The organism is Luteibacter pinisoli (genome assembly GCF_006385595.1).
Classification (GTDB): Bacteria; Pseudomonadota; Gammaproteobacteria; order Xanthomonadales; family Rhodanobacteraceae; genus Luteibacter; species Luteibacter pinisoli.
In genome coordinates this window covers 3,930,244-3,954,869 of the sequence record NZ_CP041046.1, presented here as the reverse complement: position 1 = coordinate 3,954,869, position 24,626 = coordinate 3,930,244, and the positions used below count along the sequence as shown (strand labels likewise).

The following is a 24,626-nucleotide window of genomic DNA, read 5'->3' as shown; positions in this document are numbered from 1 at the left end:
GTGATGAAAAGGCCCCTCGCGGGGCCTTTTTTTTCGGCCCTTCACAGGGCCGCTGATAGCCTGCGCCGCGATTCTTCGCTCGCAAAGGCAGGCCTCGCATGCTCGACTTCCTCGATCACCTCGGCATTGATCACGCCACGCGCCTGATCATCATCGCCTGGTCCATCCGCATCGGTCTTTCGCTGGTGGCGCTCGGCATCGGTTTCTGGATTGCCGCGCGCGTAGCCAATCTCGGCAAGCGCGCCCTCGAACGCGCCCGCGTCGACGACACCCTCGCGGGCTTCCTCCGCAACGCCATCTACGGCCTCCTGATCGCCTTCGTCATCGTGCAGGTGATGGGCATGGCGGGCATTCCCACGGCCTCGTTCATCGCTGCACTCGGCGCCGCCGGCCTGGCGATCGGCCTGGCCCTGAACAGCTCGCTGTCCAACCTCGCGTGGGGTGTGCTGCTCATCCTGTTCCGCCCGTATCGCATCGGCGACTACGTGCTGGTGGGCGGCGTGGAAGGCACGGTGGAAAGCATCAACCTGATGCACACCTACGTGGTGACGCCGGATAACCGCGAAGCCGTGGTGCCGAACTCGAAGGTCGGCGGCGATGCCATCATCAACTTCAACCGTCGCGGCACGCGCCGGTTCGAGATCAAGGTGGGCATCGCCTACGAGGACAACATCGGCAAGGCGATGGAGATCATCCGCGGCCTGCTCGAGGCGGACCCGCGGATCATGAAGGACCCGGCCCCCGGCGTCTGGACCGACAGCCTCGGCGCCTCCAACGTCACCCTCGTCATCCGCGGCTGGTGCACCGTGTCCGACATGTACGGCGCCCAGACCCAGTTGCTGCTGAGCATCAAGGACCAGTTCGGCGAGGCCGGGATCACCATCCCCTCGTCCACGACGGACATCCGGCTGCTGCCGCCCCAGGCCCCCGAAGCCGCGTGATAGACCGTGCGGGGCGGGCGATTACCGCCCCGCACAACAGAAATCACCCCAAACAACCGTTTGAATCGTGGGAATCTCCTCCCGAGGGATTACAATCGACCGGTTGCGCCGCAGCACGGCGCCCGACATTCCCCCGTTGGAGGGTTCGTCCGCCCTTCATCGTTGTTTTTTGAGGAGGTTCCATGGCCGACGTCAAAGAAGCCCGCGTGCCCGATATCGGTGGCAAGCCGGTTCCCATCATCGAAATCCTGGTCAAAGTCGGCGATACCGTCGAGAAAGACCAGAGCCTGCTGACCCTGGAGTCGGACAAGGCGACCATGGAAGTCCCCGCGCCGTTTGCCGGCGTGATCAAGGAACTGAAGGTCAAGGTCGGTGACGAGGTCAACGACAACGACGTGATCGCCCTGGTGGAAGCCGCCGGCGACGCCCCGGCCGCCAAGGCCGACGCGCCCAAGCAGGAAGAGAAGGCCGCCCCGGCGCCCGCCGCCGCTGCGCCGGCCCCTGCGGCCGCTGCCGCCCCGGCGCCCTCGGCCTCCAAGGCCTCCGGCCCGCTCAACGTCAACGTCCCGGACATCGGCGGCAAGCCGGTGCCGATCATCGAAGTGATGGTCAAGGTCGGCGACACCGTCGAAAAAGACCAGAGCCTGATGACCCTGGAATCCGACAAGGCCACGATGGACATCCCGGCCCCGGCCGCGGGCGTCATCAAGGAGCTGAAGGTCAAGGTCGGCGACGAAGTGAACGACGGCGACCTCATCGCCATCATGGAAGGCGAGGGTGGCGAAGCTGCCCCGGCCGCCGCCCCGCAGGCTGCCGCCCCGGCGCCCGCACCGGCTGCCGCCGCCCCCGCGCCGGCCGCGACCAAGGCCGACGTCCCCGTCGGTGGCGCGCCGCGCACCCCGCCGGTGTCGTTCGACGCCTCGGTGATCATGCCGGGCAACGCCCCCTACGCCAGCCCCGCCATCCGCGCGTTTGCCCGCGAGCTGGGCGTCGACGTGGCCCAGGTGAAGGGTAGCGGCCGCGGTGGCCGCATCCAGCGCGAAGACATCTCCGGTTACGTCAAGAACGTGATGACCTCGGGCGCCGTGCCCTCTGCCGGTGGCGCCGCTGCCGGTGGTGGCAATGGCCTCAGCCTGCTGCCGTGGCCCAAGGTCGATTTCTCGAAGTTCGGCGAGATCGAAGAAAAGCCGCTCGGCCGCATCCCGAAGATCTCGGCCGCGAACCTCGCCCGCAACTGGGCGATGATCCCGCACGTCACGCAGTTCGAAGACGCCGACATCACCGAGCTGGAAGCCTTCCGCAAGAAGCTCGGCGAAGAGAACAAGGATCTGAAGGTCACCCCGCTGGTCTTCCAGATCAAGGCCGTGGTCGCCGCGCTGAAGAAGTTCCCGACCTTCAACGCCTCGCTCGATGCCGCTGGCGAAACGCTGACGCTGAAGAAGTACTTCAACGTCGGTATCGCCGTGGACACGCCGGACGGCCTCGTCGTCCCGGTCATCCGCGACGCCGACAAGAAGGGCCTGCTCGAGCTCGCCGCTGAACTGGGCGAAATCTCGAAGAAGGCGCGCGACAAGAAGCTCACCGCCGCCGACATGTCCGGTGGCTGCTTCTCCATCTCCTCGCTCGGCGGCATCGGCGGCACGGCGTTCACGCCGATCGTCAACGCGCCGGAAGTGGCGATCCTCGGCGTCTCCAAGGCCGCGATGAAGCCCGTGTGGAACGGCAAGGAATTCGTGCCGCGCCTGATGCTGCCGCTGTCGCTGTCGTACGACCATCGCGTCATCGACGGTGCCCTGGCCGCGCGCTTCGCCGTGTACCTCGCCCAGCAGCTCGGCGACATCCGTCGCCTGCTGCTCTGACCGGAGGCCACGCGCATGGCAACCATTGAACTGAAAGTGCCGGACCTCGGCGGCTCGCACGACGTGCCGGTCATCGAGATCCTGGTGAAGGTGGGCGACTCGGTCGAGAAGGACCAGAGCCTCGTCACGCTGGAATCGGACAAGGCCACGATGGACGTGCCCGCCTCGCAGGCAGGCACCATCGTCGAGCTGAAGGTGAAGGTCGGCGACGTCGTCAATGACGGCACGCTGATCGCGATCATCGAAGCGGCCGGTGCTGGCGCATCGGCGCCGGCGGCGGAGTCGAAGCCTGCCGCCGCTCCCGCTCCCGCTCCGGCTGCCGCGAAGGCGGCACCGGCGCCCGCGGCGCAGGGCACCACCGTGTCCGAATCGCCGGCCCATCCGGCGGCCGCCCCCGGCAAGACTGGTACGGCCCCGCAGGCCGCTGCCGCGTCCGGCCGCAAGGCCGACATCGAGTGCCAGCTGGTCGTCCTCGGCTCCGGCCCGGGCGGTTACACCGCGGCGTTCCGCGGCGCGGACGTCGGCCTCGACACCGTGCTGGTCGAGCGTTACGAGACGCTCGGCGGCGTGTGCCTCAACGTCGGCTGCATCCCGTCGAAGGCGCTGCTGCATGCCGCCGCCGTCATCGACGAAGCCGCCGCCATCGAAGCGCACGGCATCTCGTTCGGCAAGCCGAAAATCGACCTGGACAAGCTGCGCGCGTTCAAGGAGAAGGTGGTCGGCAAGCTCACCGGCGGCCTGGCCCAGATGGCCAAGGCGCGCAAGGTGCGTACCGTCACCGGCGTCGGCAGCTTCATCTCGGCCAACGAGATGGAAGTGAAGACCGCCGATGGCGTGAAGCTCATCCGTTTCGAAAACGCGATCATCGCGGCCGGTTCGCAGTCGGTGAAGCTGCCCTCGTTCCCGTGGGACGACGAGCGCGTCATCGATTCCACCGGCGCGCTGGAACTGCGTGACGTGCCGAAGACGATGCTCGTTGTCGGCGGCGGCATCATCGGCCTGGAAATGGCCACGGTGTATGCCGGCCTCGGCACGGAAGTGACCGTCGTCGAACTCGCCGACCAGCTGATGCCGGGCGCCGACCTCGACCTGGTCAAGCCGCTGCAGCAGCGCATCGCCAAGCGTTACAAGGGCATCCACCTCAAGACCAAGGTCGTCGAGGCGAAGGCCACGAAGAAGGGCATCGAAGTCACCTTCGATGGCGAAAGCATCCCCGAGACCAAGCTGTTCGATCGCGTCCTCGTCTCCGTCGGCCGCTCGCCGAACGGGGGCAAGGTCGGTGCGGACAAGGCCGGCGTGGAAGTGACCGATCGTGGTTTCATCCCGGTCGATCGCCAGATGCGCACCAACGTGCCGCACATCTTCGCCATCGGCGACCTCGTGGGCCAGCCGATGCTGGCGCACAAGGCCACGCACGAAGCCAAGGTGGCCGCGGAAGTCGCTGCCGGCCAGAAGAGCTTCTTCGATGCACGCGTGATTCCGTCGGTGGCCTACACCGATCCGGAAATCGCCTGGGTCGGCGTCACCGAGCGCGAAGCGAAGGAAAAGGGCCTGAAGGTCGGCGTGGGCAAGTTCCCGTGGGCGGCCTCCGGCCGTGCCATCGGCATCGACCGCACCGAGGGTTTCACGAAGCTGATCTTCGATGAAGAGACCCACCGCATCGTTGGCGCAGGCATCGTCGGCGTTCACGCAGGCGACCTCATCAGCGAACTCGCACTCGCCATCGAAATGGGCTGCGAAGCCGGCGACATCGACCGCACCGTGCACCCGCATCCGACGCTCGGCGAATCCGTCGGCATGGCGGCTGAGGTGTACGAGGGCACGATCACCGACCTGTACATCCCAAAAAAGAAGTAACGCTGCAACACGTTCAACGCATGCGTATCTAATGCATGCGTAGGAGCGCACCCTGTGCGCGACATCTTTCGCTGTAACGCCTCAGGCCCTGCGGCCTTATCGCGAAAGATGTCGCCCACAGGGTGGGCTCCTACAGCCATGTGGCGTTCCAATAGGGGTATTGTCCGGCGCGTTGTACGAGGCCGGCGCGTATGGGGTTCGCCACGATGTATCGCGCGGCGTCGCGCACGTCTTCGTCGTGGCGTAGCGCACGGTCGTGGAATGCGCGCTGCCACAGAGGTGAGCGCCGGCCTTCTTCTGCCCGAATCGCTTTCGATACCCGCGACTTCAGCCGGTTGATGACTTTCGAGAGATCCTCTTCTCCCACCTGGATGAGCCCATGCCAGTGGTCGGGCATCAGTACCCAGGCCAGGCACTGGGCATCGCCCCAGCTTTTCGGAGAGTGGATGGCCCGCGAGGCCGCCCGTGCCGCTCGGTAGTGGCGAAACACCGGGGCGCGGTTCCACGCCACGCAGGTGACCAGGTAAACGCGCCCGGGTTCAGATACCCGGCCCTTCCGTAGGGCGCCTTGTCCGTTCATGATCGTCATGGGGCTCAGCGTGCCGCCCCGGCAGGCCTCGGCCCATCGGAGAAAACGCCTGCGTCGTGTAAGCCGACGCCGCGCCGTGACCCTGCCGTCCGCATCTCGCAAACACCCGCCGATTTATGGCATGGTCCCCCGATGCCCGCACCCCAGCCAGCCCACTACCTCCGTCGCCTAGGCACATGGGATGCCGCGATGATCGTCATCGGCGGTGTCATCGGCGCGGGTATCTTCCGCACGCCGGCCGCCGTCGCCAAAAGCACCAGTTCCGGGACGGAGGTCATCATCCTCTGGGCCCTGGGTGGCCTGCTGACCCTGGCCGGGGTGCTCTGTTACGCCGAACTCGGCGCGCGGCGCCCACAGGCCGGCGGCACCTACGTCTACCTGCGCGAGGCCTTTGGCCAGCTGCCGGCGTTCCTGTTCGGCTGGACGATGGCGCTGATCAACTACCCGGGCAGTGTCGCCGCCGTGGCGACCACCTTTGCCGACTACGCCACGCGGGCCGTCGGCCTGCCGCATGAGTGGGTGAAGCCCGTCGCCGTCTCGGCCATCAGCTTCATCGTGCTGGTGAACCTGTTTGGTATCCGCGCCGGTGCCTGGGTGCAGAACATCTTCACCGTGCTGAAGCTCGGCGCCGTGGCCATGTTGATCGCGGTGGGCCTGTACCTCGCCCGCGGCCATCTCGGCCTCGCCTTCGCGGCGGACCCGACGCACGACGTGCCGACGAGCATGGTGATCGGCGCGCTGCTGCCGGCGATGTTTGCCTACGGCGGTTTCCATTACCTCAACGACCTCGCCGGCGAAGTCCGTGATCCGCAGCGTACGCTGCCGCGCGCCCTCGGCCTGGGCATGGCCAGCGTCGTCGTCTGCTACGTGCTGATCAACATCGCCTACATGGCCGGCCTCGGCCATGCGGGCCTCGCCGCCAGCACCGCGCCGGCGGCGGACCTGATGCGCCGCGTGTTCGGCGAATCGGGTGCCACGGTCATCGCCGTCGGCATCGCCTGCTCCACGTTCGGTTACTGCAGCATCGCCATCGCGGGCGGTGCGCGCGTGCTGCAGGTGATGAGTGCGGACGGCATGTTCTTCCGGCCGATCGCGCGCATCGATGCGAAGTCCGGCGCACCGCGCGTGGCGCTGATGGTGCTTGGCGCGTGGGCGATCGCGCTGATCCTGTCGGGCAGCTTCGAAGCGCTGGTGGACTACACGACAGTGGGTGAGTGGCTGTCGCACGCGTTCGGGATCGCGACCATCTTCTGGTATCGCAACAAGCTGAAGTCCGAGCCCTCGCCGTACCTGGTGCCGGGCTATCCGTGGGTGCCGCTGATCTTCACCACCACGGTCCTCTGCGTCATCGTCGCCACCGCCATCACCCAGCCGCAGAACGCGGGCATGAGCCTGCTGATCATCGCCCTGGGCGTGCCGGTGTACTACCTCTGGCGCAAGCGCCTGAACCGATGAAGACGTTGACCTGCCTTCTGCTCACCGGGTGCACCCTCGGCGCCCACGCGACCGAGATCAACCTCGCGCATCCCACGCCCGCCGTGCGCATCACGCCCACCGCCGCGACGCTTGATCCGACGGTGCGCAAGGCCGCCGACGGTAGCGACCTGGTGGCCGTGACCTACACGCCATCGCCGTCCCCCGCATTGGTGCTGGCGCCGGGGCAGGGCACTTGGGCATGGCCCGCCAACGGCACGCTTCGCCTGCGCGTGCAGAACGGCATGCCGTGGCCTGTCACGCTGATCGTGGATGTCGCCTCCGGCGAGAAGCACCTGAAGGCGACGGTGGGATTGCCGCCCGGCCCGCCGCAGACGCTGTCGGTGCCGCTCACGGCGACATCGCCGCGCGCGTTCGGCATGCAGGTGGGCCCGCCGATGCCCTTTGATGACGGCAAGACCAAACGCCTCGTCGCGCTGTCGACCGACGGGGCCATCGATGCGGCGAAGGTCACCTCGGTCACGCTCTCCATGCCGCAACCGGGCGCCGCGCAAACGGTGCTGATGGGCACGCTGGAGGCGGTGCCGGGCGATGCGGATCTGCGCGCGGCTTACACGGGCATCGTCGACCAATACGGGCAATACAGGCGCGCGACATGGCCCGAGAAAATCACCAGCGACGAGGCCCTGCGGCAACGGACGAGCTCGCCGGCGGCGCCGGCAAGCACGGCCGGCCTCGACCGCTTCGGCGGCCGCACCGACCTGCCGACGATGCACGCCTCCGGTTTCTTCCGCGTGCAGAAGCAGGGCGACCGCTGGTGGCTGGTCACGCCGGAAGGCCACGCCTTCTTCTCGCTCGGCGTCAACGCGGTGAACCACACCGATGGCCGCACGTATGTGCAGGGCCGCGAGTTCATGTTCACGGCCGCGCCGGCGGCGGGCAGCCCGTTCACCGGCAGCAGTGACAGCCGCAGCGACAACGGCTCGCAGCGCGACAACGGCATGAACCACGGCCTGTGGTGGGACGTGTACAGCAACAACCTCGCGCGTACGCTGGGCAACGACGTCGAAGCGGGCTGGCGCAAGCGCACGCTGGATCGACTGAAGGCCTGGCGTTTCAACACGCTCGGCAACTGGAGCGATCCGGCGTTCGCTGGCGACAAGCGCATCGCCTACACGGTGCCGGTGCTGATCAAGGGCGACTTCAACACGGTGAGCACCGGCTACGACTACTGGGGCCGCATGCCGGATCCGTTCGATCCGCGCTTCGCCAAGGCCGCGCAACAGGCGGTGGCCAACGCGACGAAGGGCAAGGTCGATGATCCCTGGCTGCTCGGCTACTTCGCCGACAACGAACTGGCGTGGGCAGGGCAGGGCCCGCAAGGCCGCTGGGCGCTATCCACCGGCAGCCTGGCGCAGGGCCCGCAGAGCCCGGCGAAGCAGGCCTTCGTTGCGTATCTGAAAAAGGCCCACGGCGATGCGGCCGCCTTCGCGAAAGCGTGGGGCCTGGCCATCACCACCTGGGATCAGCTCAATGCGGAAGGCTTCAAGGCACCGGACCCGAGCGAAGCACACCCCGCCATCGCCGCGGACTACATCGCCTTCGGCAAGCTTTACGCCGAGCAGTATTTCCGCACGGTGGCCGAGACGCTGAAGAAAGCCGACCCGCACCATCTCTTCCTCGGCGGTCGCCTCGCGATCCGCACGCCGGAAGCGGAAGAAATGAGCGCGAAGTACACCGACGTCACCAGCATCAACACCTACACCGACCTGCCCGAGCACGGCTTCGACGTGGCGGAGTTCAAGCGCTGGGATAAGCCCGTCCTGCTGACGGAATTTCACTTCGGCTCAAGCGATCGCGGGCCATTCGGCAACGGCGTGGCGGCGGTGGCCAGCGAAGACGAGCGCGGCAAGGCCTACGCGCGCTTTGTCGACGCCGCGGCGGCGTCGGGCGTCGTGGTGGGCACGCATTGGTTCCAGTATGTCGACCAGCCCGTCACCGGCCGCGTCCTCGATGGCGAGAACGCGCACATCGGCCTGGTCGGCATCACCGACATTCCCTTCGAGGGATTCACCCACGCCGTGACGGTCACGAACGGGCGGGTCGGCGGTGGCGCAGGGGCCTCAGGCGGCGGGAGCCACCGCTAGGCCGGTACGGGTCTCACCGATCACCGAACGGCCAAACGCGAAGGCCAGCGGCTCGGCCACGCCCACGAGGGCGCTGATCGCCACGTTCTGGTTCACCGCGTAACTCATGGAAAAGGCGATGCTGAAATGCGTCGCCGCGTACTTGATCTTGCGGGCCATGGCCGCCTCCTTAATAAGAATGACTCTCATTATGGGGACGGCTACCGCCGTGTCCAAGTGATCCTTTGGATCGCCGCGATAGGCCCGGCTTATCGGTGGATGGTCGTCCCGACCACCAGCGCCACCACCATCACCATGGCCACCGCCATGCAGGCGTTGGCCGGCTTCACCCGGCGGGCGTCGATGCGCGGCACCAGCTGCCAGATGAGGAAGGCGCCGACCAGCATGTCCACCACCAGGGCGGCACGCATCCACGGCAGGACGAAGATGGACTGGCCGACGGCCTGCCCGTGCTGGGCGGCGATCACCAGGCCGCCGGTGAGCACGGCAAGCAGGGCCCAGATCAGGCTGGCGAGGTAGGCGCGGTTGAACACCACCGCCGTCTTCTCCAGCCAGCGCAGGACGAAGAAGACGATTACCGCCGGCACCACGGCCGCGGCGCTGGAATAGATCACCCACCAGATGGCGGCCGAGAACAGCGTGAGCAGGGTCTGCACCGTCAGTAATCCTTGCCCGCGCGGCGCAACGCCTTGCTCATCAGCCACGCCGGGCCGATCAGGAGGTATTGCAGGTCGGTGAAGAACGACGGCCGGCGGCCCTCGATCTTGTGGCCGATGAACTGGCCGATCCACGCCGCCACGAACACCACGGCGGCCGTCCAGGCCAGGCCGGAGGGGCCGAGGGCGTAGTAGAGGAAATCGGTGAGGAAGCCCAGCGAGATGAACGCGCCGGCCATGGCCAGCCCGATCACCCGCGACAGCCGGTAGTAGTAGAAGAGGAACGCCAGGAACATCGCCAGCACCGCCCACAGGCCCGGCTTGCCGAGGCCGGGCGGGACGGGGATCAGCCAGACGAAGGCGATCACCGTCCAGGTGATCGCCGGCACGCAGACCCAGTGGATCAGCCGGTTGGTCGGGTTCTGGTGGTCCTGGCTGTAATTGCCGAACCAGGTAGCCGCGTCGCGCATGGTCATTCCCCCGTGGAGCGCAAGCGGGCCGGTCAGTCCAGGCGGATGCCGGCGAGCTTGTCGAGGGCCTCAGCATACTTCGCGGCGGTGCCTTCGATCACGCTGGCGGGCACGCTCGGTGCCGGCGGCTCCTTGTTCCAGCCGATGTCCAGCAGGTAATCGCGGACGAACTGCTTGTCGTAGCTGGGCGGGCTGATGCCGACTTTGTAGGACTCCGCCGGCCAGAAGCGCGAGGAATCCGGGGTCAGCATCTCGTCCATGATGTACAGCTTGCCGTCTTCATCCGTACCGAACTCGAACTTGGTGTCGGCGATGATGATGCCGCGGGTAGCGGCGTATTCGGCGGCGAACTTGTAGATCTTCAGGGTGGCATCGCGCACGGCGTTGGCCATGTCTTCGCCCACCGCGGCCACCACGGCATCGAAGCTCACGTTCTCGTCGTGGTCGCCCACGGCGGCCTTGGTCGACGGGGTGAAGATCGGTTCCGGCAGCTGCTGCGCCTGCTGCAGGCCCGCCGGCAGGGTGATGCCGCAGATGGCGCCTGTGGCCTGGTAGTCCTTCCAGCCCGAGCCAATGATGTAACCGCGGGCGATGGCTTCCACCGGTACCGGCTTCAGCCGCTTCGTCACCACGGCACGCTTCGCGTACAGGGCCACGTCCACGCCCGGGGGCAGCACCGAGGCCACGTCGTCACCGGTGAGGTGGTTCGGGATCAGGTGGGCGGTTTTCTCAAACCAGAAGTTCGAGATCTGGCAGAGCATCTCGCCCTTGCCGGGGATCGGGTCCGGCAGCACCGAATCGAACGCGGAGAGGCGGTCGGTGGCCACCATGAGCAGGCGGTTGCCGGGCAGGGCGTAGACATCGCGGACCTTGCCGCGGTGGATCAGTTCCAGGCCGGGCAGGTCGGATTGGCTCAGGGTGGTGGGCACGAGGGCGCTCCGGTGAAGGCGGGGGAGTTGGCTATTGTAGCCACCTGCTAGAATTCCGAGTTACAGCCCCAACAACTCGCCCATGCGCAAACTGACGACCGCGGCACTCGCCCTGGCCTTATCCGCCCCTGTACTCGCTGCCCCGCCCGCGAAACCGGCGCGGTTGGGCATGTGCGCGGCGTGCCATGGCGAAAATGGCGTGGCGACGACGAATGCCGATGCCCCCCACCTGGCCGGGCAGAAGGCGGTTTACCTGCGCGCAGCGTTGCACCAATACCGCGATGGCCACCGGGACCACCCCGTGATGCGCGCCATGGCCGGCCCTCTTTCCGATGCGGATATCGACCAGCTCGCCCAGTGGTACGCCGCCCAGACCCCCTCCAAGGGCGCTCCATGAATTTCACCGGCACACTTATCGGCGCTGTCCTGGGCATGTGGCTTACCCACAACATGCTCGGTGCCCTCATCGGCGGCGCCCTCGGTTTCATGTTCGACGCCAGCCGCCAGCAACAGCAGCGCCGCCGTGCGCCCGTCCAGGGCGGCTACGTGGCCCCGCTGTTTGCCCTGATCGGCGCGGTGGCCAAGGCCGACGGGCGGGTGTCCGAGGCGGAAATCGCCATCGCCGAGCGCCTGATGGCGCGCATGGGCCTGGACCAGGACGACCGTCGCCGGGCCATCGATGCCTTCAACGAAGGCAAGCAGCCCGAATACAACGCCAGCGAAGTGATCGACGAGCTGCGCCAGTGGGTGGGCCACCGTCGTGACCATGCCTTCCCGGTCATCGACGTCATCATCGAGACGGTACTGGCCGAAGGCGCCTCGCCCTCGCCGGAGAAGATGGCCCTCCTCCGCCAGCTGGCCTTTGCCCTGCGCGTGAGCGACATGGAGCTCATGGCGCTGATGGCCATGAAGGGCTACGCCTGGAACGGTGGTGCCGGCGCCAACCGCGGCTACGGTGGTGGCCACGGTGGTGGCGGCTACGTGCCCCCGCAGCGCAACGCCCAGGGCCCGGACCCGTACACGGTGCTCGGCATTCAGCGCGACGCCGACGAGCGCGCGATCAAGCGCGCCTACCGCAAGCTGATTTCCGAGCACCACCCGGACCGCCTGGGCGACCTCCCCGAAGACATGCGCCGCCGCGCGGAATCGCGCGCCAGCGAGATCAACGCCGCCTACGAGCGCGTCAAGTCGGAGCGTGGCTTCAAGTAATCGGGTAAGGCCCGGATGTATCCTGCTCCGCTCCTACGGTGAAACGACGTCTCCTTTATTAGGGTGTTCCCATGGCCAAGCAGTCCCCCGTCATCGCCCCGTCCATTCTCTCCGCCGACTTCGCCCGCCTGGGTGACGACACGCGCAAGGTGCTAGACGCCGGTGCCCAGTGGGTGCACTTCGACGTGATGGACAACCATTACGTGCCGAACCTCACCATCGGCCCGATGGTGCTGAAGGCGCTGCGCGATTACGGCATCACCGAACACATCGACGTGCACCTGATGGTGAAGCCGGTGGACCGCATCGTCCCGGATTTCGCCAAGGCCGGCGCACGCAGCATCAGCTTCCACCCGGAAGCGTCCGAGCACGTGGACCGCACCATCCAGCTGATCCAGGGCGAAGGCTGCGAAGCCGGCCTGGTGTTCAACCCGGCCACGCCGCTCAACTGGCTGGACTACGTGCTCGACAAGATCGACATGGTGCTGATCATGTCGGTGAACCCGGGTTTTGGCGGGCAGAAGTTCATCCCCTCGGCGCTGGACAAGATTCGCCACGTGCGCGAACGCATCGACGCCAGCGGCCGCAAGATCCGCCTGGAAGTGGATGGCGGCGTCACCCCCGACAACATCGGCCAGATCTCCGCCGCGGGCGCCGACACCTTCGTCGCCGGCTCGGCCATCTTCAATGCGCCGGACTACGCGGACGTCATCCGCCGGATGCACGCGGCGATCGACAAGGGCTAACCGCCCCGGCCGAGGTCAACCCGCCGCAAGGACGTGCGGTTGACCCCGGGTATAAACAAATTTTCACGACTCAAAAGCAAACCGAGGAGTACTGTTAATACGCCTCGCGGCCCCTGGCGTGGGATCAACGCCGGCATGGTGAAAGGAGTCCGTCAGATGTCCGTCCAACGTATCGCGGCCTTGGCCGCCCTCTGTCTCGCCGCCGGCGGCGCCTTTGCAGGCGAACGCCCGACGCCACTTCCGGACCAGAAACGCAGCACCGTCGCCGAGGCACTGCAGTTGTGCCCCACGTCGCTGGAGCGCTTCATTCCCGGTGAGTACTACTTCTGCGATGCGGCCCGCGACTTCTGGTCCGGCCGTGACGGCAGCGCCCGGGAAAGCCTGAAGAACGCCGCCGCCTGGGCCAGCAAGCCCGCGCAGTACGCCCTCGGCGTCATGTACTTCAACGGCGACCACGCCGAGAAGAACCGCCCGCTGGGCCTGGCCTGGCTGGCGCTCGCCGCCGAGCGCCACAGCCCCGATTACGAGCCGGCCTTCGTCGACGCCTATGGCAAGGTCTCGCCCCAGGAACTGGCCCAGGCCAACGCGTACTGGCAGGACCTGAAGAAGACCTACGGTGACGACGTCGCCGCCACCCGCGCCAAGAATCGCTTCGATCGCGCCTACCGCGACCTGGCCTGGGCCGTCGACTTCGGCGGTTCCGTGTTCATGGATGGCGTCACCGGGTTCCAGATGACCAACGGCGTGAACTTCTCCGATGCCGCCTACGGCAGTAGCGGTTTCTCCCTCGGTCGCTTCCTGCAGACGCGCGAAGCCGTGGCCCTGGAAGGCTGGCGCACCAACGTCTATGTCGGCGATGCCCAGCTGGTCCCGATTGCCGACGTCGTCAAGCGCACACCCACCAACGAGCAGAACTAACCGCGTTCTTTCCAAAGGGGAGTTGGCATGAAGGGATTACTCACGGCGTCGATGATCGCCGCGGTCGTGCTGCTTGGCGGATGTCACCGGGCCACCCGGCCCCAGCCCTTGCCGGGGCAGGAACTCGTCGTATCCAACCTGCTCTATGGCTGCCCCTATGGCCTCGAGCGCTTCCTCCCCGGCGATTATTATTTCTGCGAGGCCGGCTCGCACTTCTGGGCGGGCCGCTACAGCATGTCTCGCGACAGCCTGGAATCGGCCTCACGCTGGGGCAGCAAGGCGGCGCAATACGCGTTGGGCGTGATGTATTTCAACGGTGACCACGTGGCCGCCAACCAGCCGCTTGGCGTGGCCTGGCTGGCTATCGCGGCCGAACGGCACGCGCCGGAATACGAACAGACCTTCGTGTCGGCTTACCAGCGGCTCACGCCCGAGCAGCGCGCGCAGGCGGATGCGTACTGGCGCGACATGACGCCCATCTATGCCGACAAGGTCGCTGCCGCCCGTGCCGACAAGCGCTTCAACCGCGCCTACCGCGACCTGGAAACGGCCGTGGCCTTCGGCGGTGGCGTGTACATCAACGGCATCACCATGGGTGTCGTCTCGGGCCTCACCATCACCCAGCGGATGAAGAACGAGCGCGACATGTTCTTCGCCGGCTACGACACCCACGTGTGGGTGGGCGATGCCGAGCTGGTACCGCTGGGCCAGCTGCCGTCGATAAAGAAGACCGAGCCCGCAGCCACACCGCCGCTGCCCAGCTCCAACTGACGCGCAGAAAAAACTCCCCCGGCCTCAAGGGCTGGGGGAGTGAAGGAAGCTCCACACCACAGGAGCGTCACGGGGAACAGGGTGGGATCAGTGCAGGCCGCAGAGCAGGCCAAGCAGCAGGGCGCCCAGCGCAAGGGTCACGCGCAGGGGCTCGAAGTTGCGTTCAAGTTCGGTGTTGTCGGCGTCGGGCTTGGTTTTCATGCGCGTTCTTCTTTTTGGTTCGGTGCCATTGCAGCGCCCGGCGCGGGTCCCGGGGCGTCCCATGTGAGGCAATCCACAGGCTCTTTGTGGCAAAACGCGGGCAAAGGCTTCGTGTAGGCCGTGCAGCGGTGCGTCTACGGGCAAAACACGGGCAAATGCGGCAGGGACCTTGCGCCCCGGGGGCAGCCATTGCACCTTAGCGCTCGCCAACCCTCCAAACGGAACCTCCATGGGCCGCAGCATTGCCATTGTCGAAGACGAACCCCTCATCCGCGCCAACTACGTCGAGGCGCTGAACCGCTTCGGCTACGAGGCCCGCGGCTATGGCTCGCGCGCCGAGGCATCCACGGCCTTCGCCATGCGCCTGCCGGAGCTGGTCATCATCGACATCGGCCTGGGTGACGAGCCGGAAGGCGGCTTCGACCTCTGCCGCGAACTGCGCGCGAAGTCGGCCACGCTGCCGCTCATCTTCCTCACCGCCCGCGATTCGGATTTCGACGTCATCAGCGGCCTGCGCCTGGGCGCCGACGACTACCTGTCGAAGGACACCAGCCTGCACCAGCTGGCCGCGCGCATCGCCGCGCTGTTCCGCCGCATCGAATCGCTGAAGAAGCCCACCGCCACCGAGAACGTGATCACCCACGGCCCGCTGGTGCTGGAGAGTGAGCGCATGCGCATCACCTGGAACGGCACCGAGATCCCGCTCACCGTCACCGAATTCTGGATGGTGCACACGCTGGTGCGTTTCCCCGGCCACGTGAAAAACCGCGACCAGCTGATGCGCGAAGCCGAGCTCGTCGTCGACGATGCCACCATCACTTCGCACATCAAGCGCATCCGCAAGAAGTTCATCGCGCTGGCGCCGGAGTTCGATGCCATCGAAACCGTGCATGGCGTCGGCTATCGCTGGACGCCGTGACCCTTCGGCAAAAACTCCTCCTCGTTGCCCTGTGCACGCTGGCGCTTCCCGTCGCCGGCTGGCTCTATGTGCGACAGATGGAAACCCTGCTGCGCGAAGGCCAGGCCCAGGCGCTGGTGGCGTCCGCACGCGCGCTCGCACGCAGCCTCGTCGTGGTCGATGCGCCGCTGCCGCCGGCAGGCAGCACCTGGTACGTGCAGACCGCCAACGTGCCGATCACGGTGGACGGTTACGCCGACGACTGGGCGCCGCTCAGCCCGTGGGCCCAGCCGCTCGGCAGCCACGCCAAGGTGATGTTCGCCGAGGACGATCGCTGGCTGTATTTCACCGTGGATGTGCGCACCTCGCGTCGGCAGCGCGCCGACGCCGCCGATCGCCTGGCGATGAGCGCGGACCACCTGATCCTTTCCATCGCCAGCAACGAAGACGCGCAGCGGTACCTGCTGGCCAGCGCCGCGCCGGGTGCCACCACCGCCATCGCGCTGGACCCGGAAGCCGGCGTCTTGCCCGACCGCATCAACGCGCAGTGGCAGGAAGACGGCGGTGGTTTCCGCGTGGAGCTGAAGCTGCCGCGTGGCCTGCGCCTGGATCGTTTCGGCGTGGGCGTGCATATCGCCGCCGATGGCGATCCCGAACCGCTTAGCGCCGACACGCGTCCGCTGCTCGAATTCTCGCCCGCGCTGTCGCAGGAGCTGGCCCGGCTGGCGCCCGATGGCGTGCGTGTACGCGTTCTCTCGCCCGATGCCTGGCTGATGGCGCAGACCGGTCGCCTCACGCTGCCCGACACGCCGGCCAGCGAACAGCCCGGCTGGTTTGCCTCGCTGGTGTATCGCTCCCTGCTCGCCACGCGACTGGCCGAAAACAGTGCGTGGACGGAAGACGCGCCGAAGATCGATCTGCCCGAAGTGCGTGCGGCGCTGGCCGGCAAGCCGGCAACGGCATGGCGCGCGGGTGAAGCGCGCAGCAGTGTCGTCCTCGCCGCGGCCATGCCGATCACCCAGCGTGGCCAGTTGCACGGCGTGGTGCTGCTCGAACAGCCCAGCCGCGCGGTGCCGCTGCTGGCCAATCGCGCGCTGTTCGGCCTGCTGCTCACCAGCTTCGGCGTGCTCCTCGTGGCCGGTGGCGTGCTGCTGCTGTTCGCCACGCGGCTCACCTTCCGCCTGCGTCGCCTGCGCAACGCCGCCGAGCGCGCGCAGGACAACGACGGCCGCCTTGATGGCCCGTTCCCGCTGATCGATGCCACCGACGAACTCGGTGACCTCGCCCGCAGCTTCGCGCGCCTGTTCGACGTGGTCGGCGGATACACGGATTACCTACGTACGCTGGCCTCGAAACTCTCGCACGAACTGCAGACCCCGCTCGCCATCGTCAAATCCTCGCTGGATAACCTCGACCATGCCGGCCTCCCGCCCGAAGCCGAGCCGTACCTCGCGCGTGCCCGCGACGGCGTCGCCCGCCTCGGTGCGCTGGTGCGTGCGATGAGCGAAGCCAGCCGCATGGAACGGGCGATTGCTGCGGCGGAAGCCGAAGACGTGAACCTCGTCGATGTCGTCCGCGGTTGCGCCGAAGGCTATCGCGGCCTCGCCGGCGATCGCAGCATCGAGGTCGAACTGCCCGACGCGCCGGTGACGATGCACGTCTCGCCCGAGCTCATCGCGCAGGCGCTCGACAAACTCTTCGACAATGCCGTGTCGTTCACACCGCCCGGCGGGTGGCTGCGCATCGCCCTGCGCCCCACGTCCGACGGCGCCGACGTCGAACTCGCGAATCAAGGCCCGCCACTCCCCGCCGCCATGCAAGGCCGCCTGTTCGACTCCCTCGTCAGCCTGCGCGACAAAGCCACGCCCGGCGAAGCACCGCATCTCGGCCTCGGCCTCTACGTCGTCCGCCTCGTCGCCGAACGGCACCAGGGCAGCGCGAGTGCGCGGAACATCGAGGATGGCGTGGCATTCACCCTGCACCTGAAAGGCCTGCCCCGACAGCGGCTGGCCTGAGGGCAACCGGCAGCCCCGGGGTAGGGCACACACCAAGATTGGCCCTACAATCCAAGGCCGACCCCACGGGCAGCCCCACACCCCATGATCTCCCGCGAACAATTCGACGCCTACGCCGCTGAGGGCTACACCCGTATCCCGCTGGTGCGTGAGGTGTTTTCCGACCTGGATACGCCGCTTTCGGTGTACCTGAAGCTGGCCGATGGCCCGTATACCTTCCTGTTTGAGTCGGTGGAGGGTGGGGCCACGTGGGGGCGCCATTCCATGATCGGCCTGCCGGCGCGCCGGGTGTACCGCCTGCGCGGCCATGAGCTGGAAGTGGAAGAAAACGGCGAGGTGGTGGAAACCCGCCACCTGGCCGACCCGCTGGCCGAGATCGAGGTGCTGCGCAAGCAGTACGAGGTGCCGAAGCTACCGGGCCTGCCGGACTTCACCGGTGGCCTGGTCGGCTACTTCGGTTTCGAGACCATCGGCTACATCGAAGAGCGCCTGGCCCAGTGGGACAAGGCCGACGAGCTCGGCACCCCAGACGTCCTGCTCATGCTCGCCGACGAGCTGGCGGTGTTCGACAACCTCAAGGGCCGCCTGTACCTCATCGTCCACGCCGACCCGTCGCGGCCGCAGGCCTACGCCGAAGCGATGCGCCGCCTGGATGCGCTCACCTTCCGCCTGCGCCAGGGGGGCGTCAGCTACCCGCAGCTGCTGCAGCCGGCGGCGCTGGACGAATCGGATTTCAAATCCTCGTTCACCCGCGAGGAATACGAAACGATGGTCCGCACCGCGCAGGAATACATCCGCGCCGGCGACATCTTCCAGGTGGTGCCGTCGCAGCGCCTCAGCGTCGGCTTCAACGCGCGGCCGGTGGACGTCTACCGCGCCCTACGCGCGATGAACCCCTCGCCGTACATGTTCTTCATCGACATGGGCCCCACCCAGATCGTCGGCTCCTCGCCGGAGATCCTCGTGCGCCTGAAGAACGGCCGCGTGGTGCTGCGTCCCATCGCCGGCACGCGTCGCCGTGGCAAGGACGAAGCCGAAGACATTGCACTGGAAACCGAGCTGCTCGCCGATCCGAAGGAACGCGCCGAGCACCTGATGCTGATCGACCTGGGCCGTAACGACGTGGGCCGCGTCAGCCAGACCGGCACGGTCGAGCTCACCGAATCGTTCGTCGTCGAGCATTACTCGCACGTCATGCACATCGTCTCCCAGGTGGAAGGCGAGCTGAAGGACGGCATGTCCTACATGGACGTGATCAAGGCCACGTTCCCCGCCGGCACCGTCAGCGGTGCACCGAAGATCCGCGCCCTGGAAATCATCCAGGAGCTCGAACCCTTCAAGCGCAACATCTACGCTGGCGCCATCGGCTGGCTCGGCTGGTGGGGCGACGCCGACACGGCCATCGCCATCCGCACCGCCGTGATCCAGGACGGGCGCCTGCACGTGCAGGCCGGCGGTGGCGTCGTGTATGACTCCGACCCGGCGGCCGAATGGGAAGAGACCATGAACAAGGGGCGCGCGCTATTCCGCGCGGTCGCCCAGGCCGCGAAGGGCCTGTAACTCCCGCAACAGAACTTCATCCGACGGTAAGGAGATCGCACGTGAAGCTTCGTCTTGTCCTGGTACTCAGCACCGCGCTCCTGCCGATGGCCGCCATCGCGCAGAGCGCGATGCCCAACCTCCCGAACATCGTGGTCATGGGCCACGCGGAGAAGGAGGTGGACCCTAACCGGTTCAAGGTCGAACTGCGGGTGAGCACGGCGGACAAGTCGCCGGCGGTGGCGCGGAAGAACGTCGAAGCGCGCATGGCGCAGGTGCTCGACGCCTTCCGCGCCCACCATGCCCTGCCAGCCACGGTGCATGCGACCAGCATGGAAATCACGCAGGACGTCCGCTTCGTGGACGGCCAGTCCCGCTCGTCCGGGACGCGCGTTACCCGTTCGGCCGATGCCGTCTTCACCTCCATCGAGGACCTGCGCGGCTTTGTCGATGCCATCCCGGCCGACGAGGTGCTGCAGATCACCGGCACCTCGACCACACGCGACGACCTGCCGGCGATCAAGCGTGAGCTGCGCCGCGCAGCCGTCGAGGATTCCAAAGCGAACGCCACCGAGCTGGCAGCGAGTTACGGCGTACGCGTCGGCCCGCTGTACACCGTCTCGGCCCAGCCGCTCGCGGGTGTGGACCGCACCCTGGGTGGTTACGACAGGATGTTCATGTCCGTAGCGGCCCCGGCGCCGCCGGCGAACGTCACCCGGCTCCAGGCCGGGTCATTCACCGTCAGCGAAGACATCTACGCGCTGTACCTCATCCAGCCGGCGAGCCTCTAAACCATGACGACGCGTCTTCGTATCCTGACCATCGCGGCCATCCTTGCCGCCGCCCCGGCGCTCGCGCCTGCCCAGACGGCCCCGCACATCGCCGTGTCCGGCCATGCCGAGCGCATCGTGCAGCCGGACCGGTTTCATATCGACATCGACATCGAAGCCATCGACGCCAAGCCGGCGCGTGCCCGCACCCGCGTGGAAGAGCACATGACCGCGGTGGTTGCCGCGTTCCGTGCGAACCACGCCCTGCCGGAATCGATCGACGCGTCGACGATCTCGATCTCGCCGCACGAGCGGACGCGTGGCGAGGACAGCGTCGTGGACGGCACCGAGGTCAGGCGGACGGCGTCAGCCACCTTTACCCGCATGGAAGACCTGCGCGCCTTCATCGATGGGCTGGATGCCGCCGGCAACGAACTGCAGATCAGCGGCACGAAGATGACCCGCAGTGACGCGGAAGCCATCGACACCGAGCTGCGCGAGGAGGCTATGCATGATTCCCAGCGCAACGCCGAGCGCATCGCACGCGCGTACGATACGAAGCTCGGCCAGGTGTTCTCGGTCTCTGATCGTGCCGAAGCCATGGGTGGCTATAGCGACATGGACGGCATCGTGGTGATGGCTAACAAGAAGGAAGCCACGCCCATCAGCCTGGAGACCGGCGGCCTTAAAATGCAACGCACGATCTACGCCATCTTCCTGCTCGAACCGGCTAAACGATGAACACCCGCAGCATCCTCGCCGCCAGCTCGCTGGCGATCCTCGTCACGGTGAATACGCCGGCACAGGCACGCACGCCGTTCACCAACGACGTGCCCTCGCGCACGCAGGCGCTGGCGCTGCTGGAAACCCTCAACGCCGACCTGCTCAGCCATCCCAGCGCCACGCTGACGCTGGAGCGCTGGTGCGGTGATCACGGGCTGGCGCCGGACGCGAAGATCGTGGCGCATCGGGTGAAGGGTGACGACAAGCCGTTGCCCGACGACGCCCGCGCCACCCTCGGGATCGGCGCCGACGAGCCGGTGCGCTATCGCCGGGTGCAGCTGGCCTGCGGGGCGCTGGTCCTCTCCGAGGCGGATAATTGGTACGTCCCCGCGCGCCTCACGCCGGAAATGAACCAGATCCTCGACAGCACCGACCAGCCGTTCGGCAAGGTGGTCCAGGCCCTGCATTTCCGCCGCCAGACGATCAGCGCCGAGCTCCTGTGGTCGCCCCTGCCCAAGGGCTGGGAAATGGACGCGGCCCTGCCAGCGGCCGGGAAGGGCCCCCTGGCCATCCCCCACGAGGTGCTCCGCCACCGGGCCGTGCTCTACAACGAGGCCAACCAGCCCTTCAGCCTGGTCGTCGAGACCTACACGGCGGATGTCCTGGCGTTCGGGCAGCGCTAGGCCCATGTGCCGAACCGGTTACCCCTTCTAGCCGAATTGCCGCATCCCCCGGGGCCGGACCAAGCTGTAACCCGACGTATCAGGGGAGGCAGCCCATGTCAGCGACGGTACCCGTTCGAAAGGCTCCGGCAGGACGGCCTGCGACGCATCCCCTGGGTGCGATGCTCACCGTGGCCAACGCCCCGCGGATCGGCCCGCAGCCCAAGTCCCTCGACAAGGCCCTCGCCAGTGCCCAGCACTGGGTGCAGCTGTCCGACGCCCGCCGCCCCGACGCCATGTGGCTCGAGGCCGGGATGATGATGCAGCGGATGGTGCCGCGCGCCGAGTGGGTGCGGTACCTGCGCAAGATCCGGGTCGATCGTGGCGTGCTCGTGGGCCGCGAGTGGTTCGAGATGGCCCGCGTGCGGGATCCGGTCGGCTTGCCGCCCGGCGATTACCTCAACGTGATCTTCCTCGCGCATTACGCCAGGGCGGTGCTGTTCGAAACCGTGTCGCTGGCGCCCGGCGCCGATGGGTGGTTGCCCGTGGGCTACGTGATCCGCCCCGTCCAGCGTGAGATCAATTTCGTCCCATAGCGCAAGGCAGCAGCAGGGGGAGTCATGCGCATCCAGATATCAAGCGACGCGAGTCTCTGGTGGGACTTGCAGGAAGGGGTATTCACCTCGCGAAAGCCACCGGCGGTACCGCGGCGGAAGACACCGCTGACCAAGGCGCTGTCCGGCAAGGCCCTCGCGGCCAAGGGCGTGCCCGCGCAACGCGCGCCTTCCGTCTCGTATACTCGTGCGACGGCCAACAGGGACCCTGCCATGAGTGACCACGAGACGCCTCTTCGCGAATACACCCGCCCGCCGATGCTTCGCGGCGTGGATCCGCAGCGGATGAACTGGCTGTGGCAGCTGATCCTGCAGGCAACCGACCTGAAGGCCGCCGAGGTGCGTGAGGCACTCAACGCCATGGGCGTCGGTGCCACCGACAAGCGGCTCGCCAGCTGGGCCGTCAGTGACCGCGCCGAAAATTACTTTCCGCTGACCATCGCCGAGCTGGAGCGCAACCTGCGCGCCGTCATCGACCTGAAGAAGAAGCGCGAGGAAGCGGCCAGCGACGCGGATGCGCCGCAGCAGCCTCAGGAATAACGGTTCGCCAGGAACTTGAAGAACGCGCGCAGGCCCTGCGCTTCGCCACCGCGCGGATGCGCCGGGCGGTCGCCGTCGTTCCACGCGTAGGTATCCAGGTGCATCCAGTTCTGGCTTTCCGGAACGAAGCGTTCCAGGTACAGCGCCGCGGTGATCGCGCCGCCATGCCGTGACGGGCCCGCATTGGCGAAGTCCGCCACGTACGATTCCAGCATGCGGCGGTACGGACGCCACAGCGGCAGGCGCCACATCGGGTCGTGCACGGCTTCCGCCGCACCGATCACTTCATCGGCCAGCTGGTCGCGGTTGGTGAACAGCGCCGGCAGCTCGGGGCCGAGGGCCACGCGCGCCGCACCGGTGAGCGTGGCGAAATCCACGATCAGGTCCGGCGACTGCTCCACGCCGTAGGCCAGCGCATCGCACAGCACCAGGCGGCCTTCGGCGTCGGTGTTGTCCACCTCCACCGTATGGCCCGCACGCGTGCGGATGACATCGCCCGGGCGCATGGCATTACCGGCGATCGCGTTTTCCACCGCGGGCACGAGCAGGGTGAGGCGCACCGGCAGGCGCGCCTTCATCACCATGCCGGCGAGGGCGATGGCGTGGGCGGCACCGCCCATGTCCTTCTTCATCCAGCGCATGCCGTCGGACGGCTTGATGTCCAGGCCGCCGGTGTCGAAGCACACGCCCTTGCCGACGATCACCAGCTTCGGGTTGGAATTCTTGCCCCAGGTCAGCTCGATCAGGCGCGGCGGACGATGGCTGGCGCGACCCACGGCGTGGATCGTCGGGAAATTGTTTTCGAGCAGTTCGTCGCCAACCCACTCCGTGACCTTCGCCTTGTGCTCGGTCGCGTGCGCGTGGATCGCCGCGGAAAGCTCCGCCGGGCCCATGTCCTCGGTCGGCGTGTTGACGAGGTCGCGCACTTCGAACACCGCTTCCATCAGCGGCAGCACGGCGCGCAGCGTGGAAGGCTCGACCAGCAGCTGCGCGACGGGGCGGGTGGCCTTGCGATAACGCTCGAAGCGATACGCGCCCAGCGCCCAGCCCAGGGCCAGCAGCTCGCGGTCTTCGATGATCGAGTCTTCGCTCAGCTGGTAGATGCCGTCCGGCAGGCGCTGCGGCAGGCTACCCAGCGCGGCGAGCGGATCCTTGCGGTCCACGCCGACGATGACGCGGGAGATGCCACCCGCATTGTTCGGCAGGACGGCGACAGCGCCCATGGTCGGACGGAAGCCAAGCGACGTGAGCCACTGCCGGTGCGTGGCACCCAGCTTCTGCTCCATGGTGGGCAACGAGGCCGCATCCACGAGCTCGATAGTGGTGACGGAGCGCTTTCCGGACTTCCGGTCGATCAATGGCGACATCAGGCCTCCCGTGCCTCACGGCACTGATGGCCGCGTCAATGACTAAATGGTATTGCATCCATATTCTAGCCAACCGGCGCAGCGGAAGCGTCAACCCAATCGGCCAAAGCCGTCATATCGGCGAATTCGAGGTCAGGAGCCGGGCCATGGGACCACGTCTCGCCCGTGCGATTGAGCCAGACAGTTCTCAAACCGGCATCGCGAGCACCGACGACATCCAGTAGCGGATCATCACCAACGTGAAGAATCTCGCCCGGAGGGAGACCCAGGGCCTCGGCCGCGGCGAGGAAAATCCGCGCATCCGGTTTGGCCACGCCTGCACCACTCGCATTAATCCGCGTGTGGAACAGATGATCCAGGCCAATCACGGCCAGGTCCGCATTACCGTTGGAAATGCTGACCACCGGCAGTTTTTTCGCAATGCGCAGAAGGCCGGGCAGGGCGTCGGGATAGAGTTCGACGTTATTGCGCGCCGCGAAGTAGATGCCCCACAAGGCATCCACCGGCGCATCGTCGATACCGCAGGCCGCAAAGGCCTGGCGGATGGTAATGCGGCGTTGCTCGGAGAAATCATGCGCGAGGTGCGTGTGCTCACGCGCCACTTTCTCGCGTAGCTCGCGCATGGCCTCGATGGGCCACGCGCTCGCTACCTCGGGATGGTGCTGTTTCAGCCACCGATCCACGCAATGCTCCGCTTCGATCAGGGCCGGCAGGACCGGCCACAGCGTGTCATCGAGATCCAGCGTGACCGCACGAATCGGACGCATCATG

The 24,626-nt window shown here is 67.0% G+C and carries 25 protein-coding genes; 18 read left to right on the top strand and 7 right to left on the bottom strand.

The genetic code is table 11. The features are described 5' to 3' along the window. The first annotated feature begins 98 nt into the window (after positions 1–98). The 3 genes from FIV34_RS17930 to lpdA all read left to right on the top strand — a co-directional run bounded on the left by FIV34_RS17930 (position 99) and on the right by lpdA (position 4,657). On the top strand, positions 99–941 hold the full coding sequence (locus FIV34_RS17930; RefSeq protein ID WP_139984882.1) for a mechanosensitive ion channel family protein: 843 nt from the start codon (positions 99–101) through the stop codon (positions 939–941). A 182-nt stretch (positions 942–1,123) separates the two neighbouring features. Further along, positions 1,124–2,800, top strand: coding sequence for a dihydrolipoyllysine-residue acetyltransferase (gene aceF, locus FIV34_RS17925; protein WP_139984881.1), 1,677 nt, complete (start codon positions 1,124–1,126; stop codon positions 2,798–2,800). A gap of 15 nt (positions 2,801–2,815) precedes the next feature. After that, a complete protein-coding gene (gene lpdA / locus FIV34_RS17920; RefSeq protein WP_139984880.1) occupies positions 2,816–4,657 on the top strand; it encodes a dihydrolipoyl dehydrogenase in 1,842 nt (613 codons plus the stop codon). A 130-nt stretch (positions 4,658–4,787) separates the two neighbouring features. On the opposite strand, the gene FIV34_RS17915 is transcribed toward lpdA, so the two are convergent. After that, positions 4,788–5,246: an REP-associated tyrosine transposase gene (locus FIV34_RS17915; RefSeq protein ID WP_246058669.1), complete on the bottom strand. Its 459-nt coding sequence runs from the start codon at positions 5,244–5,246 to the stop codon at positions 4,788–4,790. Between the two features lie 132 nt (positions 5,247–5,378). On the opposite strand from FIV34_RS17915, the gene FIV34_RS17910 reads away from it, so the two are divergent. Next, complete coding sequence (locus FIV34_RS17910) at positions 5,379–6,701, top strand: APC family permease (RefSeq protein WP_139984879.1); 1,323 nt, start codon at positions 5,379–5,381, stop codon at positions 6,699–6,701. Beyond that, positions 6,698–8,827 (top strand): beta-agarase, encoded by a 2,130-nt coding sequence (locus tag FIV34_RS17905; RefSeq protein ID WP_211352658.1) that lies wholly within the window; start codon positions 6,698–6,700, stop codon positions 8,825–8,827. The genes FIV34_RS17910 and FIV34_RS17905 overlap by 4 nt, the downstream gene beginning before the upstream one ends. Here FIV34_RS17905 and FIV34_RS17900 read toward each other — a convergent pair. The 4 genes from FIV34_RS17900 to FIV34_RS17885 form a co-directional block, all read right to left on the bottom strand. Continuing rightward, entirely contained in the window at positions 8,804–8,986 is a 183-nt protein-coding gene (locus tag FIV34_RS17900; RefSeq protein ID WP_139984878.1) for a DUF2061 domain-containing protein, read from the bottom strand. The genes FIV34_RS17905 and FIV34_RS17900 overlap by 24 nt on opposite strands. Before the next feature lie 89 nt (positions 8,987–9,075). Further along, positions 9,076–9,483 carry a hypothetical protein gene (locus FIV34_RS17895; RefSeq protein WP_139984877.1) on the bottom strand — a complete coding sequence of 136 codons (408 nt, stop codon included), beginning with the start codon at positions 9,481–9,483 and terminating at the stop codon, positions 9,076–9,078. A gap of 2 nt (positions 9,484–9,485) precedes the next feature. Further along, on the bottom strand, positions 9,486–9,953 hold the full coding sequence (locus FIV34_RS17890) for an Mpo1 family 2-hydroxy fatty acid dioxygenase (protein WP_139984876.1): 468 nt from the start codon (positions 9,951–9,953) through the stop codon (positions 9,486–9,488). Positions 9,954–9,985: 32 nt separating this feature from the next. Then, complete coding sequence (locus tag FIV34_RS17885; RefSeq protein WP_139984875.1) at positions 9,986–10,882, bottom strand: phosphoribosylaminoimidazolesuccinocarboxamide synthase; 897 nt, start codon at positions 10,880–10,882, stop codon at positions 9,986–9,988. Between the two features lie 82 nt (positions 10,883–10,964). On the opposite strand from FIV34_RS17885, the gene FIV34_RS17880 reads away from it, so the two are divergent. From FIV34_RS17880 to FIV34_RS17820, 13 genes are all read left to right on the top strand, one after another. Then, positions 10,965–11,279 (top strand): c-type cytochrome, encoded by a 315-nt coding sequence (locus FIV34_RS17880; protein ID WP_139984874.1) that lies wholly within the window; start codon positions 10,965–10,967, stop codon positions 11,277–11,279. After that, the gene (gene djlA, locus FIV34_RS17875) at positions 11,276–12,091 is read left to right on the top strand and encodes a co-chaperone DjlA (RefSeq protein WP_139984873.1); all 816 of its coding nucleotides are present in this window, start codon (positions 11,276–11,278) and stop codon (positions 12,089–12,091) included. Before FIV34_RS17880 ends, djlA begins: the two co-directional genes overlap by 4 nt. 71 nt (positions 12,092–12,162) lie before the next feature. After that, complete coding sequence (rpe, locus tag FIV34_RS17870; protein ID WP_139984872.1) at positions 12,163–12,837, top strand: ribulose-phosphate 3-epimerase; 675 nt, start codon at positions 12,163–12,165, stop codon at positions 12,835–12,837. Positions 12,838–12,993: 156 nt separating this feature from the next. Continuing rightward, positions 12,994–13,755 carry a hypothetical protein gene (locus tag FIV34_RS17865; protein WP_139984871.1) on the top strand — a complete coding sequence of 254 codons (762 nt, stop codon included), beginning with the start codon at positions 12,994–12,996 and terminating at the stop codon, positions 13,753–13,755. 27 nt (positions 13,756–13,782) lie between these two features. Then, positions 13,783–14,526 carry an SEL1-like repeat protein gene (locus tag FIV34_RS17860; RefSeq protein ID WP_139984870.1) on the top strand — a complete coding sequence of 248 codons (744 nt, stop codon included), beginning with the start codon at positions 13,783–13,785 and terminating at the stop codon, positions 14,524–14,526. A gap of 430 nt (positions 14,527–14,956) precedes the next feature. Further along, complete coding sequence (gene pdsR / locus FIV34_RS17855; protein WP_139984869.1) at positions 14,957–15,646, top strand: proteobacterial dedicated sortase system response regulator; 690 nt, start codon at positions 14,957–14,959, stop codon at positions 15,644–15,646. Next, positions 15,643–17,640: an ATP-binding protein gene (locus tag FIV34_RS17850; protein ID WP_139984868.1), complete on the top strand. Its 1,998-nt coding sequence runs from the start codon at positions 15,643–15,645 to the stop codon at positions 17,638–17,640. The genes pdsR and FIV34_RS17850 overlap by 4 nt, the downstream gene beginning before the upstream one ends. Positions 17,641–17,724: 84 nt before the next feature. Beyond that, positions 17,725–19,200: an anthranilate synthase component I gene (gene trpE / locus FIV34_RS17845; RefSeq protein WP_139984867.1), complete on the top strand. Its 1,476-nt coding sequence runs from the start codon at positions 17,725–17,727 to the stop codon at positions 19,198–19,200. A 41-nt stretch (positions 19,201–19,241) separates the two neighbouring features. Beyond that, entirely contained in the window at positions 19,242–19,970 is a 729-nt protein-coding gene (locus FIV34_RS17840; RefSeq protein WP_170207653.1) for an SIMPL domain-containing protein, read from the top strand. Between the two features lie 3 nt (positions 19,971–19,973). After that, the gene (locus FIV34_RS17835) at positions 19,974–20,690 is read left to right on the top strand and encodes an SIMPL domain-containing protein (RefSeq protein ID WP_139984865.1); all 717 of its coding nucleotides are present in this window, start codon (positions 19,974–19,976) and stop codon (positions 20,688–20,690) included. Then, on the top strand, positions 20,687–21,355 hold the full coding sequence (locus FIV34_RS17830; protein WP_139984864.1) for a hypothetical protein: 669 nt from the start codon (positions 20,687–20,689) through the stop codon (positions 21,353–21,355). The genes FIV34_RS17835 and FIV34_RS17830 overlap by 4 nt, the downstream gene beginning before the upstream one ends. A 170-nt stretch (positions 21,356–21,525) precedes the next feature. Beyond that, positions 21,526–21,930, top strand: coding sequence for a DUF4019 domain-containing protein (locus tag FIV34_RS17825; protein WP_170207652.1), 405 nt, complete (start codon positions 21,526–21,528; stop codon positions 21,928–21,930). Positions 21,931–22,161: 231 nt separating this feature from the next. Further along, entirely contained in the window at positions 22,162–22,488 is a 327-nt protein-coding gene (locus FIV34_RS17820) for a hypothetical protein (protein WP_139984862.1), read from the top strand. Here FIV34_RS17820 and FIV34_RS17815 read toward each other — a convergent pair. After that, positions 22,479–23,855, bottom strand: coding sequence for a leucyl aminopeptidase family protein (locus tag FIV34_RS17815; protein ID WP_139984861.1), 1,377 nt, complete (start codon positions 23,853–23,855; stop codon positions 22,479–22,481). The two genes, FIV34_RS17820 and FIV34_RS17815, sit on opposite strands and share 10 nt — an antisense overlap. 65 nt (positions 23,856–23,920) lie before the next feature. Next, on the bottom strand, positions 23,921–24,622 hold the full coding sequence (locus FIV34_RS17810) for an HAD family hydrolase (protein WP_139986065.1): 702 nt from the start codon (positions 24,620–24,622) through the stop codon (positions 23,921–23,923). Between the last annotated feature and the right edge of the window lie 4 nt (positions 24,623–24,626).